Origin of the sequence: Nocardia sp. NPDC049737 (assembly GCF_040674755.1) — a bacterium.
In the GTDB taxonomy this organism is placed as follows: domain Bacteria; phylum Actinomycetota; class Actinomycetes; order Mycobacteriales; family Mycobacteriaceae; genus Nocardia.
The window spans coordinates 218865-236206 of record NZ_JBFANH010000012.1 but is presented as its reverse complement, the minus strand read 5'-3'; the positions used below and the strand labels follow the sequence as shown (position 1 = coordinate 236206).

The 17342-nt window shown below is 65.1% G+C and carries 21 protein-coding genes; all 21 read right to left on the bottom strand.

The window, feature by feature from the left end; all coding sequences use genetic code 11:
* Positions 1-168: 168 nt before the first annotated feature.
* Complete coding sequence (locus AB0J47_RS18640) at positions 169-828, bottom strand: hypothetical protein (protein ID WP_364346946.1); 660 nt, start codon at positions 826-828, stop codon at positions 169-171.
* The gene (locus AB0J47_RS18635) at positions 825-1391 is read right to left on the bottom strand and encodes a hypothetical protein (protein WP_364346944.1); all 567 of its coding nucleotides are present in this window, start codon (positions 1389-1391) and stop codon (positions 825-827) included. Before AB0J47_RS18635 ends, AB0J47_RS18640 begins: the two co-directional genes overlap by 4 nt.
* 148 nt (positions 1392-1539) lie before the next feature.
* On the bottom strand, positions 1540-2565 hold the full coding sequence (locus AB0J47_RS18630) for an alpha/beta fold hydrolase (protein WP_364346942.1): 1026 nt from the start codon (positions 2563-2565) through the stop codon (positions 1540-1542).
* Between the two features lie 277 nt (positions 2566-2842).
* Positions 2843-4687, bottom strand: coding sequence for an acyl-CoA dehydrogenase family protein (locus AB0J47_RS18625; protein ID WP_364346940.1), 1845 nt, complete (start codon positions 4685-4687; stop codon positions 2843-2845).
* A gap of 150 nt (positions 4688-4837) precedes the next feature.
* Positions 4838-5347 carry a hypothetical protein gene (locus AB0J47_RS18620; protein ID WP_364346938.1) on the bottom strand — a complete coding sequence of 170 codons (510 nt, stop codon included), beginning with the start codon at positions 5345-5347 and terminating at the stop codon, positions 4838-4840.
* 10 nt (positions 5348-5357) lie between these two features.
* Positions 5358-6611, bottom strand: coding sequence for a cytochrome P450 (locus tag AB0J47_RS18615; protein ID WP_364346936.1), 1254 nt, complete (start codon positions 6609-6611; stop codon positions 5358-5360).
* A 12-nt stretch (positions 6612-6623) separates the two neighbouring features.
* Positions 6624-7394, bottom strand: a complete 771-nt coding sequence (locus AB0J47_RS18610) for a hypothetical protein (protein WP_364346934.1) — start codon at positions 7392-7394, stop codon at positions 6624-6626.
* A 602-nt stretch (positions 7395-7996) separates the two neighbouring features.
* Positions 7997-8188, bottom strand: coding sequence for a hypothetical protein (locus AB0J47_RS18605; protein WP_364346932.1), 192 nt, complete (start codon positions 8186-8188; stop codon positions 7997-7999).
* Positions 8189-8505: 317 nt separating this feature from the next.
* The gene (locus tag AB0J47_RS18600; protein ID WP_364346930.1) at positions 8506-9402 is read right to left on the bottom strand and encodes an aminoglycoside phosphotransferase family protein; all 897 of its coding nucleotides are present in this window, start codon (positions 9400-9402) and stop codon (positions 8506-8508) included.
* Complete coding sequence (locus tag AB0J47_RS18595; protein ID WP_364346928.1) at positions 9399-10814, bottom strand: helix-turn-helix domain-containing protein; 1416 nt, start codon at positions 10812-10814, stop codon at positions 9399-9401. The genes AB0J47_RS18600 and AB0J47_RS18595 overlap by 4 nt, the downstream gene beginning before the upstream one ends.
* A gap of 378 nt (positions 10815-11192) precedes the next feature.
* Positions 11193-11852 carry a hypothetical protein gene (locus tag AB0J47_RS18590; protein WP_364346926.1) on the bottom strand — a complete coding sequence of 220 codons (660 nt, stop codon included), beginning with the start codon at positions 11850-11852 and terminating at the stop codon, positions 11193-11195.
* Positions 11840-12955 (bottom strand): NAD(P)-dependent oxidoreductase, encoded by a 1116-nt coding sequence (locus AB0J47_RS18585; protein WP_364346924.1) that lies wholly within the window; start codon positions 12953-12955, stop codon positions 11840-11842. The genes AB0J47_RS18590 and AB0J47_RS18585 overlap by 13 nt, the downstream gene beginning before the upstream one ends.
* A gap of 94 nt (positions 12956-13049) precedes the next feature.
* Complete coding sequence (locus AB0J47_RS18580) at positions 13050-13787, bottom strand: TetR/AcrR family transcriptional regulator (protein ID WP_364346922.1); 738 nt, start codon at positions 13785-13787, stop codon at positions 13050-13052.
* Positions 13784-14131 carry a cold shock domain-containing protein gene (locus AB0J47_RS18575; RefSeq protein WP_364346920.1) on the bottom strand — a complete coding sequence of 116 codons (348 nt, stop codon included), beginning with the start codon at positions 14129-14131 and terminating at the stop codon, positions 13784-13786. The genes AB0J47_RS18580 and AB0J47_RS18575 overlap by 4 nt, the downstream gene beginning before the upstream one ends.
* An 82-nt stretch (positions 14132-14213) precedes the next feature.
* Positions 14214-14696, bottom strand: coding sequence for a hypothetical protein (locus AB0J47_RS18570; protein ID WP_364346918.1), 483 nt, complete (start codon positions 14694-14696; stop codon positions 14214-14216).
* Positions 14693-15181, bottom strand: a complete 489-nt coding sequence (locus tag AB0J47_RS18565; protein ID WP_364346916.1) for a hypothetical protein — start codon at positions 15179-15181, stop codon at positions 14693-14695. Before AB0J47_RS18565 ends, AB0J47_RS18570 begins: the two co-directional genes overlap by 4 nt.
* A gap of 31 nt (positions 15182-15212) precedes the next feature.
* The gene (locus AB0J47_RS18560; protein WP_364346914.1) at positions 15213-15494 is read right to left on the bottom strand and encodes a hypothetical protein; all 282 of its coding nucleotides are present in this window, start codon (positions 15492-15494) and stop codon (positions 15213-15215) included.
* Positions 15494-15838 (bottom strand): hypothetical protein, encoded by a 345-nt coding sequence (locus tag AB0J47_RS18555; protein ID WP_364346912.1) that lies wholly within the window; start codon positions 15836-15838, stop codon positions 15494-15496. The genes AB0J47_RS18560 and AB0J47_RS18555 overlap by 1 nt, the downstream gene beginning before the upstream one ends.
* Before the next feature lie 63 nt (positions 15839-15901).
* The gene (locus AB0J47_RS18550) at positions 15902-16288 is read right to left on the bottom strand and encodes a hypothetical protein (RefSeq protein WP_364346910.1); all 387 of its coding nucleotides are present in this window, start codon (positions 16286-16288) and stop codon (positions 15902-15904) included.
* 7 nt (positions 16289-16295) lie between these two features.
* Positions 16296-17006 (bottom strand): hypothetical protein, encoded by a 711-nt coding sequence (locus AB0J47_RS18545; protein WP_364346908.1) that lies wholly within the window; start codon positions 17004-17006, stop codon positions 16296-16298.
* Positions 17003-17326: a hypothetical protein gene (locus AB0J47_RS18540; protein WP_364346906.1), complete on the bottom strand. Its 324-nt coding sequence runs from the start codon at positions 17324-17326 to the stop codon at positions 17003-17005. Before AB0J47_RS18540 ends, AB0J47_RS18545 begins: the two co-directional genes overlap by 4 nt.
* Positions 17327-17342 lie beyond the last annotated feature (16 nt).

The window sequence follows — 17342 nt, the reverse complement described above, 5'->3', positions numbered from 1 at the left end:
AGTCAGTGGTGGACGAGGTGAACACCACACCGCGAACCACCCAGTAGCGTCACGGTGATCCGATTCATGTCCAACAACTTGCGCGACTACGGATTGCCGGACACTCCCAATGAGCTGCAGCGCCACCAACGCATACACGTCCGGCCCCGTGTCTGCGAAACCACGAGCTTATTCATGTGGCTGCACGCGGATTGATTCGGTCACCAGCGGATCCAGATCGAGCATGGACCAGCGACACCAGCCCATCTCCCGCGCCGCCAGCAGCGTCGATGCCAGGGCCGTGGTGATCGGCAGCCGCTCGCTGTCGCGCTCGGGGTCCAGATACCAGCTGTGCAGCCGCGACCGCCGACACATCTGGCGCAGATCGGCATCCGAGAGCGGCAGATCGTAGGCGGTGTCGACCATGATGTGTTCGAGGTCGCCGCAGGCGTTGACCTCCTCCCGGTCCGGCCACACCCCGCCCCAGCCTCGGATGCCATACAACTCTGGGAGGTCGGTGACGTCGGTGCTGAGATTCGCCAAACCGGTCAGCATGTCGTGGCCGGTGATGACATCGGCGTGCAGATCCATCTCGACAATACGATCGTCGACGAGCCCCACGAATACATCGGAAGTGTCAGTCGATGGCAGCAGCAACTCGTAGCCCACAACGAAAGCCCGGGGGTCGTCGAGGTCGCGCGGATGCTCGGCGTCGAACCTGGCATACACCAGCCCGACACCACACCGTGTCACCGCTATCGACGCCACCACCGGACGGCTGCTGCCCGGCGGCGATCCCGGATCGCCGAACGGCTTTTCCGGCCGCGCCAAATTCGTCATCGGGATCACGACTGAACCTCCGTGCCGAGCCGACTGCTCACCGTATCCGCCACTGGTTCAACCGGGCGAGGGTAGCCGGAGCCAGTGTCGATGTGACCGCAGCCGCAGCCGTGGCAGTAATGGATTTCCAGCGATATCCACGACGGGACGGTGCGCTCCGACAACTCGTAGATGGTGACGCCGTAGGGGCGGCTGCACGACTCGCATTCAAGATCGGAGTCGATCTCGGTCCCGGTCAGCTTCGCGCGATGCCCACCGTCGACATTGGTCACTTCGAAAGACCGGACGCACTGACCAGACCGCAACGGTCGCGGCAACCGTCTCGGTGTCCACAGATCCGGTCGCAGTAGAGCCTTGGTCATGCGCACCACCAGTCCGCTGTGGCCGCCTGGACAGCAATGGATTTCCAGCGTCAGCCACCACGGAACAGCAGGCGCGGTCACCAGATAGACCGTCACCGTGTGGAAGTCGGCCTCGTAATCGCCTGGGCACTGCTGGCATGGACGATACGTGTCCGCCGCGACGGCGGTCAGATATTGGCGCGGATGCCCGTAGGAGTCCATGACGAACATGCGGCCAGCGTGTTCACGCGGCCTCGGCGGAGTGAGCCTTGTCAACTTCATTCGGAAGCTGAACCTTTCGAGGTTTCCTCGTGTTCGACCCACACCCCGGAGCAGATAGTCACGCACGCGAGTTACTTGCGGCTGCGACAGCGGTTCCTCATCCACAGGCAGACTCCGATCCCTCACCCACGCGTGCGGCCACTGTCCCGGCCCACGCCACCAAGCAGTCCTGAAACAGCCCGGTATTCGGCGCTACGGTGACCGCGTGACCAGCGCCGGGCAGCACGTAGGTCTGTAGCTGAGCTGCTGGCGCGAAATAAGACCGCTCCGCATCAGCCAGGCTCGCACTCGACGCACACACCGCCCGTGCGCACAGCAGGTCCAACTCGCCGTTGACGATCAACACAGGTGCGTCGATGAAGCTGGTCAGGGGCGCGATGGTGCTCATCAGCCCGTCTACCATTTCGGCCGGGCTGAAGGTGTCGGCGACCTCGGCGTCATCGACAGTGAGTGCGACGGGATCAGTGTTCGGGCCCACGAAACTGGCTGCCCGGCTGCCTTGGCGCGTGGTGAGATACCCCGGGTCCAGGCCGCGGTCGGCGAATCGTGGATCGGTAGCGGCCGGGACGAAACCACCCACGGCCTTCAGCGTCTCCATTGGCGACACGGAATGTGAAAACCCTTGCAGCAGGACGCCATCGACATCGTGGTAGGTCGCAGCTGCCATGGCTGCGACCCCGGCTCCCAAAGACACCCCACCGAGGATGATCGTCTGGAATTCGGGATGCCCATTGATGCCGGTCCGCAGCGCGGTGACGATCTCGTGCACGCCTTGTGCTTGGACAGTGGCGATGACCGCCGCGCTGGGCGGGCGTGTGCTGGTGCCGGTTCCGAGTAGGTCGAGGGTGAGCGTCGCATAGCCCGCAGCGGTGGTGAGCGCGCGACGCGCGCTGTAGGTCTGCGGCTGTATCGGCCAATCCCAATAGCGAGCATTGGTCGCCGCACCGGACAGCAGTACCACGATAGTGCCCGTCGGCTGCCCGGGACGGCACAGCGTGGCGCCCATCGTGCCCAACGGCACCGGCCATGAAGTGGCTTCACAGCGCGCGGACTCCGAACCAGGTTCATCGGCGTGGGCTGCACCGAGTGCTGAACACAACAGCGCGATGACGGCTCCCACCATCGCAATAACCCTGGTGCTGGCACGGGATTTCGCTGTAGCGCTGATCATTGGCGATGCCCGCCCTCGTCGAGGAGAGCATCGACACGACCGCTCGGCGCCCATCCCCAGTACGCGGCGAGAATCACAGCGGCCCACCACAGGCCCACAGCGGTATCCCTCACCGGCCAGCGCCGATTGCCGTACCGGCGTGGTCTTCGGGATGCGACAGGCGGTTCGGTCAGCCATGGTGGCAGTGCGGACTGCCCTGGTGGAGACATTGTCAACTTCATTCGCAGGCTTAACCTTTCGAGCTTTCGGTGGCATCGCTGGATCGGTCAGGGTGTATGTAGTTGCCGGGGAAGGTTTCATCGCGCCAGCCGGTGAGCGTCTTGTACGGCTTGGTGTAGTCGCTGGCGAACAGCGGCGCACCGGGCAGGTCGGGGATGTCAAAGGCAGCCACCAGCTGCGGAAAGTGGTCGACGAGCACCCTGTGGTTTCTGGTGAGTTCAGCGGCGATCGTCATCGGGGGCTGGTATTCATCGCCGATTCTGATCGGGTGGTCGGTGTACCATCCGCGGCGCGCGTGGATGCGTTCCAGCGCGTACGCCGCGCCTACCGTCGTGAGCAGGTCGCTGGCGAATGGATCGCTGACAGTGGATGCCGCGATCAATGGGGCGGTTGCCAGAACGCGTTCAGCGGTTGCGGTGGCCAGTTCGATGGCAGCGCCGTCCGCGCCCAGCACCGGTCCGGCGACGGTGAAATCGCCGCGGCGCAGACCGTCGGCGATGATCCGTTCGCGCTCAGCGAGGATTTCGACAGTCCATGGCAGCTGTAGCGGTGTGTCCGGCAGTTGCAGCGGCGGGCGTTGCAGCAGCGCCCGCCCTGCCGTCTTTTGCAGAACCTGAGTCTCGCCCTCAGCGATGCGCGCTCCCAGGACGTTGCCAGCCCAATCTCCCAAGTGGTTGATCAGCAGCGAGCCGTGCGCGGCGGTGCGTTCTCGACACATGCCCAGTACCCACTGCGCCGCATGAGTCAGTGCCGGTTTGGCGAGCATCGACCACAGCGCGTGGTCGGGGTCGCCGCCGTCGGCGCCCGCGCGCATGTCGCGAAGGTGCCGGCCCAGGATGGTGGCGGTATAGAGGGAAACCAGCCCGGTGACCAGGTTGGCTTGGACCGCATCGCGGTCGGCCATCCGGACGCGAGACCCGCGCTGTCTGGCGAAGTTCGCCAAACCCGTCAGGGCGGCGCGAGCGCTGGCGACAGAAGCATTCGCCAGGTCGAGTCGGCCACCACCCAACCCGGCCACCGCACGGTGGAACCGCTCCCCCATCGGCAGTTCGCACTCGAACCGGCCGTTGGCATCGATGCGGGCCCAGTCCCCGCCCAGTAGCGCCTGCCTCGGCACCCAGCAGTCACGGAACCGGATGATGGCGTGGTCCATCGGCGCGAAGGCCTTGTCGGGTAGCAACTCCACCTCTACACCAGCAGCCAGGCCCGTGCTGCTCCGCAATTTCAGCAGAAACGCGAACACGCCCTGGTCGCGGCCGTCGGTGATCACGCGCGCAGTGACCAGCACGATCTTCGGTGCATCAGAACCGACGTTAGGCATGAATTTCGCCGCGCGAATGTCGGGTGTCGACAACAGGAATCCACCGCTAGCGAGATCCCATCTCGCTGTGGTCCGATGATCGGCCGCCGCATTGGTGCCACCGAGCTCGGTCAACATCAACGCCCCCAACGCCGCGCCGGTATCGAGTTCAGCGAGGCATTGCTGTTGATAATCCGCGCCGGACCCCAGCGACAGGACCGCTCCCATCGCCAGGTCGAAATGCCCGGTCAACACCGGCAGCAGCCTGGGCGCGCTGACCGCAGCCTCCTCGCAGAGGATGCCACGCAGCTCGACGTCCGTGGCGATCGCTGTCCCGGACCCACCGAGCGCGGCAATCACCGATCGCAAAAGATCCGGGGCGAGCGCAGCCTGTTCGGAGTACGTCAGGCCCGACCGGGGGAGGTCCCCGAGCGCGCTCACGGCAGCGCGGACCCGAGCCCGCAGCGGGGCGTCTGGGCCGAGCAGCACGGTCCGCAAGGCGTCGACAGGTTCGCTGCCGATGTGGGCGCGGGTGGTGGTGAGATCGATGGTCATGCTGGAACTCGCCTTCTCGCCAAGCGACGCACCCTCGGCTGTAGCCACGGCGAGTCGCCGAATCATGTTGGGTTGCGATGCCTTTCGTGTGCGTTCGGGTCCGGGGAATTCACCTGTATGCCGAAACGTCGTGCGGCCTGGTCTGTGTGATCAGGGCAAGAGACCGACGGCGTGGAGAGCGGTGACACCGTCGCGGCCGACGACGCGATGGCGGGTAATGGCGCCGAGGACGGCGAAAGCCTCTTCCGGACGCCAGGATTCACACACCCCGGCCAGAACGTTCCAATCCGCGCGCCACCGTTCGTCGTGGTGGGCCACCATGGCACCGGCACGGACCCTGGTCGCCATGGTGGCACCGGGGTGGGGCCACCACCGGTGGTCGAACCGCGCGACGGGGGTGTCGATGACGTCACACAGCGTCAGCGTCAACACCACCGCCTGCTCCGGATTCCACGCCCGGCGCGCGGCGGCCAGCTGCTGGTCGAAAAACTCCAAGTAGTAATGGGGGTCGTCATCCAGAGCCCGCAGCTGCAGCTGGGTGAGGGTTCCGGTGCCACGGTGGTGTTCGATGAACTGGCAGTGATAGGTGTCGAGGAACCAGTGTGGGACCTGTTTGCCGTCGCGGTCGAGGGCTGGCGGACGGAGTACGTCGATGGCCATCGGTTGTCCTTTACAGAATGTGTTGGGGAGGCGAGGGCGGGAAGATGACCGGCAATGTGGACAGCGCGCGATGGAGCGGGCCGGGCCGCCACTCGAGTTCTTCGGCCGGGACGGCGAGGCGCATTTCTGGAAGGAAGTCGAGCAGTTGGTCGATAGCTGTCTCCGCCATCAGCTCAGCCACGATGCGGGCCGGTTTCGGGCAAGCGTGTGGGCCCGCACCGAAGGCCAGGTGGGAGTCATTGCCGGTGTACTGGCCGGTGTTGACCTCGGGGCTGCTGTTGCACGCGGTCATGCTGATGATCACCGGCTGATGCGCGGGCAACCACACCTTGCCGGCGAGGATGGGCTGGACCGGATAGGTCAGGCAGTAGCAGGCCATCGGCGGGTTGGTGAACAACCCCTCAGCCAGCGCGGCACTCGTCGAGGGCGGCAGGCCACGGTTGAGGCCCGCGATGAACCGTCGGCGATCGGCCAGCATCAGCAGCAGGGTGTTGGCGATCCAGTTCTGCGGCACCTCGATAGCAGCCGAAATGATCGTCAGCAGTTGCTGAACCATCTCGTCATCGGTCAACTTGGCCGGATGCCGCACCAGCCGTGTGGTGACGTCGTCGCCAGGATCGGTGCGCTTGAGCCAGGTCAACTCACGCAAAGCCGAGTCGAACAGTTCCTCAGCGTTGTCCTGTCCGTCGAACAGTGCCACGCTGGCAGCAACGAGCTGCTCCCCGAGTTCTGGTGTGCACCCGATGATCTGGGTGACCACCGCGAACACCACCGGCAGGCAGTATTGACTGAGCAGATCAGCCGAGCCCGACCGGCAGAACGTGTTGACTTGGCCGACCGCGGTGCGCTCGACCAAGGCGCGCAGCCCGTATTGGTTGATGCCGGCGAGGGCGTCGTGGGTCGCCCGGCGGAAGCGCACGTGTTCTTCGCCGTTGCTGCGCAACGCGTTCGGCCGCCACGCGAGCATCGCCAGGATCGGCCACGTGCGGTCGTGCAACGTCTTCTGCCACTCACGGGGATCAGCGGAGAAGTGCTCGGGATCGGTGAGAATGTTGACCGCGGTGCGGTAGTCGATCACCAACGTCGCGGCCAGCTCGGGAGCAAGCTCCACCGGCACCAAAGCGCCGTAGTTCTCACGCATCTCCTTGTAGGCGCGGTGCGGGTCGGCCGCGAATTCGGCAGTGTAGATACTGATTCGAGGCCCGAGGGCTTCGATCGGGATCCCTGTGGCCTTACCCGGCGCTGGGAGGGTGTGCTGCTGCACGAGGGTGGTCTCCTATGCGAGCGGAAGTTCAAGCGGCGAGCATGGGGAAAACGTGACCGGCAGCGATTTGAGCGCGCGATGGAAGGGGCCCGGTAACCACTCCAAACCGGTGCCGTCGGCAACCGCGAGTTGGATCTCGGTCAACGCGTCCAACAGCAGAGCCAAAGACTTGGTGGCGATGACCGTCGCCACCGATCGCGCTGGGCAGGCGTGGATACCCACGCCCCACGCGAGATGGGAGCGGTTGCCGAAGTGGTCGTCGCTGTGCACGGCCGGATCGGTGTTGCAGCCGGAAACGCTGATCAGCACCGGTTGATGTGGGGGCAGCATCGTTGTGTCGAGGATCTGCATCTGCTGCGGAAACCGTGGAAACATCGTCGCCAACGGTGGATCGGTGAACAGCACTTCATCGATCGCGTCCGTGACCGACAACGCCCCGTAAAGAAGACGACCTCCGAACCCGTCATCGGTCAACATCAGCCTCAGCATGTTCGCGATGAGATTCCAGGTCGGCTGGCTGCCGGTGGCGTACAACATCGCCAGCTGATAGGTCGCCTCAGCGTCATTCAAGCCTGCGGGGGGCTCGATCAACCACGACGTCACATCCGCTGCCGGGTGCAGACGCTTGTCCATCACCGCATCGGCCATCGCGACGATGAGTTGTTGGTTGCCTGCCTTGACCGTTTCGGAGTCGGTGGCCGCCCGCAACACCATGATCGCGTCGAGCGCGGCCTTGCCGGTTTCTGGCGATAACCCCAGCAGCCAATTCAGTGCCTGCCCCACAAGCGGGATCGCGAACTTACTGAGAAGATCGGCGTAGCCGTGTTCGCAGAAATCGTTGATCAGCGTTGTCGTGATGTGCGCGACCGTGGAATCCAGGCCGTACTGGTCGACACGATCGAGGGCACCGCTGATCGCGCGCCGTAGACGAGAGTGTTCCTCGCCGGAGCTGCGCAGTGCATCAGGCCGCCACCCCAGCGTAGGAAGTGCGGGGCATTCGGGACCTACTCGTTGCTGCCAGCCACGAGGATCAGCCGGATACCGCGGGTCGTTCAGAATGCGCAGTGCCTCACGGTAATCGGTCACCAGCGCGGCCGGAACCTCGGGCGCGATATCCACCGCCGCCACCGGCCCCTGTTTCCGCATCTTCCGGTACGCGGCGTGCGGGTCGGCTGCGAATTCCGGCCCATATATCGCGACCCGGGGCTCGGAGGTGTTGAGAGGCGGTAGCGGAGAAGCTGGTTGCCCAGTGGTCACTGACATTCGGCCTTTCACTGTGAGGCAAGGACTTTGGCGCCCAGCGTGCACGTCATGCGGTCCCAGCACGTCCCCCGGTGCAGTCGCCCACTGACAGCGACTGCAGACCGATGGATCATGGGCACCAGCTAGTTGTCTTGGGCGTTCACCCCGCCGCTGTACGCGGACGCGGCGAGGTACTGGCGGCACTGCGGACCGTGCCCGGAGTGAGTCACTCGGATGAAACGGGCTTCATCGATCGACCCGAACCGCACATCGCCATGGGCGGCGCAGTCGGCGTGTCCGACAAGCCACAGCTCTCTGTCCACAACGGTGGTCATGCGCGCCTCCCAGCTAGCCCGACAGCATCCGAACACCGGGCCCGCTGTCCGCCACGTCCCGGACGGCGGGTCGCTCACGACGATGTGACCGAAGCGAATCCGATGCCGGATGCCTGTATCAGACTCGCGCGCGCGAAGGGGTCATCCAATCCCTGGCAGGGATATCCCTGCCAGGGATCGTATTCGGGAACCGTCGAATATCTCGCCTGGCCAGATGCCGAAAAAACCTGCGCGAAACACCATTGGACGGAGAGGAAACTCCCGAACTTCGATCGTGCGGCCAAATACTCGGCTGCACCCGCCCACAGTGGCGGGCCTCAGTGCACCGGGTGCCAGAGGACGGATCGGTCTCCGCTGCGCAAAGATCGGACGCGGCGGTGGAGTTCGTTCGCGGCGGCCGATTTGTCCGGCGCTAGACGGATATAGGAGCCGACCGAGTGCAGCTCGACGATGTCGCGCAGCAGAACCCAGCCCGGCCAGGTGAGCATGTCGTAGCCGTAGGCGGCGGCGAATTGCTGCCGATAGCAGTCGGATTCGTGGAAATGGTCGGGAACCGTACCGATCAGGTCCAGCTCGCGGGGGCCGATACTGGTTCCGTCCCAGTCGATCAACACCCACCCGGCCTGGTCGCGGACCGCGTTACCAGAATGGGCGTCGGCGTGGATCAGCCCGATTCCCAACGGCCACTTCGTGTCTGCGAACTCAGCGACCAGTTCCTCGGCACGGCGCCGAAGCCACACGCGGTCAGCGTTAGACAGCGCTGGTCGTGTCCGGCGCTCGTCGATGTCGAGTGCCTCACCCAGGCGCAGCAGCGGCCGGTAGGCCGGGATCGGGGCGGACTGCGGCGGATCATCGACCGCGTGCAGTCGCCGCACCAGCGCGCCGAGAGCGGCCGGATCTGCGGATCCCTGCGTAGGCCGGTACGGCCAGAAAGTGGCTACCGCCCCACCGGCGACGACCGGCTGTCGCCCCGGCAACGGGGTCAGCGCGATCGGATCGTCTGCATTCGACAGCCATCGAGTCACCGCGACGGCCGCGGTAGCGCGTTGACGCCGCAGCTCGGTCGGGGGCGCCAACCGCACTACGACAGAACCGACCAGCCACACCGCGTTCGATCGGTGATGCAGCATCACCGCCTCCTCGGCGCCTGCAACACCGAATTCCGCGCACACCGCCCCCAGAGCGTCGCGGCCCGGCAGACCACTGTCGATCACTTCGCCTCAAGGGTGTCGGTGATGTGAGATCGCATATCGGTCACCAGGGAATCGCGATCGTATTGGGCCGCAATCCGATTCAAATCGCCCAGCCGGGTATAGCAGCGCCGCGAGGTCAAGCCACCGATCTGTTCGATCGCAGTGTCACAGTAGACAGCGGCGCTGTCGTGGTCACCAGCCTGCAGGCACGCCCCAGCCAAGGTCGGCAGAGCCACAGCCTTACTGCGGGCGTGCGCAAGGGCGTGGCCTTCCACGGCGGCGCTGAGCAGTTGCACCGCTTGCGGGGCGTGATCGCGATCATGGGTGGAGAGTAGGTAATACGAATGCCCGTGCTGGGCGGAGATTTCGGCGGGCGTAATGAACGCCGCCCACGGGGCAAGGCTGCTTCGATCCACCTTCGCGTAGAGATCCTGCGACTGCTGGATCAACCGATGCACCGCAGCGGCGTCACCACGGGCCGCCCAGCACCACGCCGTCACCGACGCGATATACGCCGCAGTGACCGTAGAGACCGGATAGCGGCGGCTACTCGCGGTCACGGCCGCAGTCTGCGCGCACCGCAATGCGTCGTCGAGCATCCGCTGCTGGTGGTCACGTTCCACACGAGTCGGGACCGTCCACAACGGCCGCCACAGATGCAGCGCCTGGTGCGCCAAATCCAGCAGGATCGCCACCGACAAATCCGTACTACGTGGGTGATCGGCGCCCTGACCGGCGGCCCACAGAGCATACGACCACAGCCGACGCGCGGCATCATGATCTTCCACGTCGTAAGCCAGCCAACCGGTCACCCACGCCAGCTCCGCCGTAGCCACCCACAACCAGGGTCGCAACACCGCGCTGCACTCGACGTGCTCGTAGGAGCGAACCTCATGCAGCTGTGCCAGGGCAGCATCACGATACAAGCCGCTGCCACGGGCCAGCCCTTGGCGGCGAAAGAAGTCGGCGACTTCCTCGATCGCTTCGATGTCGTTGGCGCCGATCAGTGTGCGCGGTGAGGATTTCACTCGCGTGGGAAGCGCGCTGCCGAGCCGATCGAGTTCCGGATGCAGATTCGAGCCCAGCGCGGTGGCTGTCGCCAGAGAGAGGAAGTCACGTCGGTACACCCAACTCACCTCCTCATCGACAAGGCTACCCGGCTCGCTCCAGAACCCCATCGTGCTCGCAGGGATCCCCAGCGCCATGGAGATCCGGGCACCGAGAGAAAGCCCAGTGACCTTATGGCCCTTGTTCTCGATCTCCGAGACCCGGCCCTGGCTCAACCCCACCAGCTGCGCCAACTGGCCCTGGCTCAACCCGGTTTCTGTCCTGACCGCGCCGAAAACACTCCCGAAATCCTGTTGCGCCAACGCCTTACGCATAGGTGGCGAGTCGAAGAATCCCGGTGGGATCAACCGCTTGAACCCCGCCACCGATGCACACTTCGCGCACAAATCGCCCACGTGCCCCGCAGTCAGCGATCCGCTACACGAGCGACAACATCTTTTGTTCATCCTCAGCTCTCCCCCATCAGCATGGGCCGCTACGCGGCTTTCCGGATTCTGCTGGCGTCCACCAGATGTCGCGATCAGCGAATGACTTGCACACGGCTCGCGCACCGGGCCCGACCGGTGGACCAGCCGCGGTTCGGTGCTTGCACTCTTGGGCATGCGCCACTCGGCAACCGACCCTCACCCAGCTCGGCGGAAGTTCCGTCACTGTGATGCCGCGGGACTATGTCCTCGGCAGTGTCGTTTCCTGCCTCGACGATGTGCCGATCCCACGTGATTGCGGCTCTCATGCACACCGCCTCACGCATCGAGGCGTCGATTGGATTCGGTCACCAGCAGATCCAGATCGAGCATGTTCCAACTGCGCCAACCCATCTCGCGCCCTGCCAGGACCGCTGATGCCAGAGCCGTGGTGATCGGGAACCGTTGGGTATGGCGATCAGGATCCAGATACCAGCTGTGCACCCGCAATTGCCGACAGGTCTGGACAAGATCGACATGAGAAACGGTGAGATCGTAGGCGGTGTCAACCATGATGCGTTCGAGGTCACCGCAGGCGCTGACGTTCTCGCGCTCGGGCCACATCTGGATCAAGCTATCGATGCTGGACAGAGCCTCCGGGTCGGTGATGTCGTGACTGAGTTTCGCCAGGCCGGAAAGCATGTCGTGGCCGGTGATGACCTCAACGTGCACGTCGATCTCGAATAGGCGGTCGTCGATGATCCCCCCGAAGACCTCGGGGGTGTAAGCGGAGGAGTCCAGCAACTCGTAGTCGAAGACGAAGCCACGCCCGTCGTTGAGGTCGAGCGGGTGATCGGCGTCGAAGCGCACATACACCAAACCGATGCCGATATCGGTCACCGCCATCGAGGCCACCATCCGGCGGCTGCCCCTCCTCGCTCCCGGATCACCGAACGGTTTGCCGGGCCGCAACATATTCGATTTCGTCATCTCGACCATGGATGTACTCCCGCAGCCCCGATACTGTTGATCAGCTCATCTGCCGCAGGACCTCCAGCGGGTTCACCCGATGTGTCCTCAACAGTGACGGCCGGGACACAATCCCATCGCAGTGGTGGACCTCCACGCAGGACACGGTCGATGTTGGCGGTCAGTATGTCGGCCACGGCGAGGTTCGCCTCCCGCGTGCAGGCGGCGATGCCTGGTGTGTGAATGACGTTGCCACGACCCAGGATCGGATCACCGGCCGCGACGGGCACCGACTCGTAGACATCAGTCGCCCAGAAAAGTTCATCGGCCAGCACACGGGCGCGCAACGCCACAAGGTCGATCCCGCCGCCGCGCACTGTCACCACCAGCGTTCTGCTGGCCAACTGCGCGACAATCTCGCCAGTCAACGGAGGTGTGCTCGAATTTCCCGCGACGACAACGATATCGGCGACCGAGGCAACCTCATCGAGCTGAATGCGCCGCGCCCCCACCTCCTGGAAATCTGTCTCCTCGACGCCCGGGTCCACCGCCCACACCCGTGCCCCCATCCCCACACACAAGCCGATCACCGCGCGACCCACCGGGTCTATCCCGATCACAGCGACCTGCTTGCCGCACACCGTGCCGTTAACGAAGCTCGGGTGGTCGGTGAACTGCCAGCTCGGGCGCGGCCACGGCCCGGCGGCGGCAATGATGTTGTGCCAGGTACAGATCTGACGCAGGGCGTTGATCATCAGCCCGATCACCATTTCCGCCTGTGACCGGGCGCGACCGCGTGATCCATCCACGAACACGATGCCCCGCTCCGCGAGTCGGTCGGCGACGGCGAGCTTGCCGCCGCCGGTCACCCCCGCCACCACTTCCAGCTTGGTCAGTGCCGCGATGTCCTCGGCGTCGGGCTCGACATCGATCACGACCAACGCGGGCACTGCCCCGATCCCGTACAGATCCCGGATCCGCTGGCCCGCACCGAGACTGGCGAACACGACAGTCAGGTCGTGGTTGACCAGCCCGGCCCGCAACCGGGCCCGCAGATACGGCCAATTCGCTCGCAAATGCCCATCGTCGACGACCAGCACATCCGGCACGTCCACCGAAACTCCCACGTCCATCGGGTGTGTTCTCCCCTTCATCAAGTGTCGAATCCTGATGCTCTGGCAACCGCTCTCGCCCCCGACCGGATCCGGAGGGCGGTCAACCACCCCGTCACGTGTGGACCCGGCGATCGCACGGCCCGTCGCTGACGGCGAACTCGGTCACGGTGTCGCAGCCGACTGCGGTGGCCGGTGCGGTGTCTGCACTCGTCGAGGCCTGTGGGTCGGCGGGAGCAAGAACGTGGTCGACCAGCAGACGCAGACCCGCCGAGGTGGTGGCCTCGTCGAAGTCGATGGCGGCGTGCCCGATCACGATCGACAGCAGCATCGCGGCGGCGGTTGCCGGGGGGACGTCAGGCTCCGTACCGGTTTCGTGGAAAGCATTGGCGATGAAAGTCGTTGCAGTGCTGTGGATATTGCACAACCGTCTTTGCGTGTCGCGATATTCACCGGCTGCGTCGAGGGCGTGTTCGAGGCGTATCCAGCCGGGATGGGTGATCGCGATGTGCATCCAGGTCGTAACGGTGGTCAGGAGGTGATCGTGGTCGCGGACCTGATACCGGTGCACGCGAGCGTGGGCACGGCGATATACCCGTTCGAGCACGGCGACCGCGAGTGCGTCCTTGGTCCGGAAGTGACCTAACACCGCCCCGTAGGTGTATCCAGTGCGTTCGCCGATCGCCTCGATCGACGTCGCTGGGTAGCCATCGGTGAGGAACAAGACGGTGGCGGCATCGAGAACACGCTGACGGGTCCGCTGCTGGCTTTGCTTGCGAGACAAGCGAAGTCCGGTCGGCAGCGGCGCGGGATCGATCGCGCTCTCGGGAGTGTGTGTGGTGGGGTCGGTCATCTCCGTGGTGTCTCCTGGTGCGGGCGGGGTTGGAGGCTTGGATCCGTGGTCATCGGGTCGGGCTCGTACCCGGCCGGAGCTGGTGAGTCTCGGTCCCGGATGGGTTGGTAGCGCGCGGCCCTGGGCCTTGCATACCGGTTGCTCGGCACGGGGCGAACGTTGATCGCTTCGGGTCCTTTGGGGCCCGCAACGATGTCGTAGGTGACCCACACTCCGTGAGTGAGGAGAGAGGTGTCGGGGTTCGCCAGCCCGGAGCAATGCACGAACATGTACGCCTCGCCGGGGCGCACGATGAATCCGAACCCGCGTTTCCTGTCGAACCATTTGATGGCTCCCTCGGCCATGACCTTCTCCGACTCCTTGGTGGTAAGTGACTGTTCGGGGCGCGCCCGCAAGCCTGGGCGGTGCGGTATCGCGTGGTGTGGTTCAGCGGCGGCTGTGCCCGGATTCCCACCACGTCACGCAAAGGCCCGACAACGCGCGGTAGATCTGCGACCAGTAGGTGCCAGATCGGTGATGCAGGGCCAGGACAACCTGCTCCCGGACACACAGCCGGACATCGGTGTAAAGGAACCGCACGGTCGGCCGTGGGAGGCGGGGATCCAGGAACGGGTCGTTGAACCAATACCCGTCGAGTGCCTCGGTCAAGGTCTCACCGAGGTAGCAGCCGAACCGCGTGAGCAGCGAATCGTCGGGATCGGCGGTTTCCAGAGCGGTGAAGCGGGCGAGCAGAGCCTGCTCGGCGACACGGATGCCGGTCTCGGAGTAGCGGTCCGGCGGCAGCTGCGGCACGTCATGGGTGACGAACCGGTCCAAGGCATCGGTCTTGTACGCGAGCCATTCCACCCAGACCGGGGCGAGTTGGTCACTCAGCGACCGCCGCGACATGCTCGGGTCGACGGTGCTCACTGCGAACCCGCCTCTGTGGCGGTGGTGTGGACCACCTCGACCAGGGCGGCGAACGGCGGCCGGGCAGCGCCGTCGGGCACGTGCATCCAGCACCGCTTCTCGTTACCCGGGGTCGGCAGCACAATCAGCGCGCCCGAGACCAACGGCACCGCACCACATTTGAACAAATCAGCCGTCAGCTGAGCGGTATTGTCCGTCGGTGTGGGGCCGTCGGCCAAAAACACCCACAGACGATGCCCGACCGAGAACACCGGCACGGCCCCGGAGCCGAACAAGGCTCTGACCCGCGGGCCGAGACTGCTTGGTGTTATCACCGCCGACACCGACCCGGCAACCATCGTGATCGCATCGGTGCGCGGATCACGGAAAGTGTTGAACCCGAACTGATCCCGATACACCCGCCGACGCTGATCGATCATCGCGCGTTCGGCGGCCGGGGCTTCGGCATTGGTGGTCTCAGAGATGGAAACCGTCGCTGTCGTCACTGGATTGTCCTTTCGAATTCGACCGGGGCATTCACCAGTCGCGCGGTCCGCGCGACATCCAGTCGTGGTGTGCAAGTGCGGCGGCCGGGGGCCACTCGACGGGTTGACGCGCGGGTCGGGGTATCCCCAGAGCCCGCCGCAGGGCAGCGCCGGAGTGCCGGGGGCGCACATCGTCGTCGACGGTGACCTCCAAGTACGCGGTCATGCCCAGTTCAGCGGCGACACTGTGGATTTGGTCGGCACTGCCCTGGAAGTCCAATGCGAGCGGACCTGAATCGATGTGGATGTCCCGGATGCGTTGGAGTGGATTCATCAGCGCAACCCCGAGCTGGCGATGAACTCACCCGGTCGCCCCGAAGCGTGGACGCGGGGCCAATAGCCAGGCGGCAACAGCGTCCACACCTCGCAGTCGCGACGCACCACGTCGAGCCAACCGGTCAGATGCAACACGCTCGGCACGATCACCACACCGATTCCCGATGCAGCGAAACTGGCCAGCAGCACACTCAGGTTCGCCGAACGCATCACCGAAACCGCACGCAGATCAAGCCGCGCGGAGCGAGCAGCCTCGCGGATGGCCTGCACATCGGTCGCGGCCTGCGGCCCGGATCGGTCCAAGCTCACAATCCCGTAGGCCCGCACGCGCGGCCCGGTCATGACCAGTCCCCGGCGTTCGACCCGCTCAGACCATTATCGACGCAGGTGGGGTATGCGGCGTCCTCACCCATCGCGCCCGGCCTTCCCGGTGGCGGCGCGCGCCCGGTGACCGAGGGTGTCGTTGAGGGTGTGGGTGGTCAGGACGCGGATCCGGCGTGTGCTGGCAGTGATGGCGTGTTGGCCGTCGGGGAGGTGGGTGTGGTCGGGGACAATCACCGCGACCACGGCTGGGTCGGCTGCGGCGGCGCGGGTGAGTGCAGCGACGGTTTCACCGTGGGTGTGGTGGTCGAGATAGGTTCCGCCCCAGCTGTATCCGTACTCGGCGGCGCGGGCACGCATCGGCGCACCGACATTGATCACTGTCTTCCCGACCGGGATGCGGGCAGTGTCGATGTAGCCGAGCACCACCGGCGCTGACTCGGGGATAGGTTTGCATTTGGACCGCAACATCAGTCATTCACTCCCCAGGGGTGCGTCGGCGCGGGTATTCGCGGTGCGGATGGTGGTGGGATGAACCGATCCACATTGGCGGGGTCGGGCGCGATGCCGGGCTATCTACCGGTGACGTGATCACTACCGGATCGTGGATTGGAGGATGCGCGTTGGGCTCCTCGGCAGAAGGCTCGTCGGCGGCCGGTGCGCGCCAGGGTGCCCGCACGGCCAGCGCCGACACGGCCTCGTCGTAGTGGTCGATCCATTGGGCCAACCGCGTCCACATCTGGTGATAATCCAACAGATCCACGTAGCAGTCGGGAAGCGATTGATCGGCTCGTGCCGGTCGCCGGATACTGCGGCCACGCCGGTTCGCTTGTGCCGAGAGGCGAGTGATTCGCCCGATCCGATCGGCAACTGCTCTTAGGTCCTTGGCCGGCAGATCAGGCAGATTGCGCATCAACGCGTCAGCAACCCTGTCGAGCAGGGCCTTGTAGTTTCGATCGAACTGTCCGGCGGGCCGGGTTCCGAGCTCAGCACGGAACCCCAGATCCGACGCGTGAAGTTCCGCCAGCGCGTGCGACAGCCGCACGATGGCTTCCGCTGCGGGTCCGCCCTTAGCCTCGACCGACAGGCCCCAAGCAGCCCGCGTCAACTCCGACTTCGTCGGCAGCACCATCTCGACAGCCGCGGTCGCCGGCACTCGTTCGACCAGCACCAGTCCCACCGTCGTCATCGCTGCCCCCGGTCATCAGGGACAGTCCAGAACCACATCTCCGCCCGGGTGAATCGCTGTCGCAGAGCAACCGGAATGTCCTGCAGGTGCGCTCGCGATGGGGTCACGGCGTGAAAGCTGACGGTGCGCAGCATCTCCTCGAACAACCGTCTCGCAGCAGATTCGGGCGCCTCAGCGTCATCGGAATCCGCACCTGCCGAGGCGTGGATGATGGTGCCCAGGGCGAACGACTGCGCGCGGATGAACCTTTCGACACCATCGCGCCATCCGGGCTCGGCCAGGTCATCTCGGATGTAGACATGCATTACCGCTGTAGCCACCGCGGCAACCTCCGTT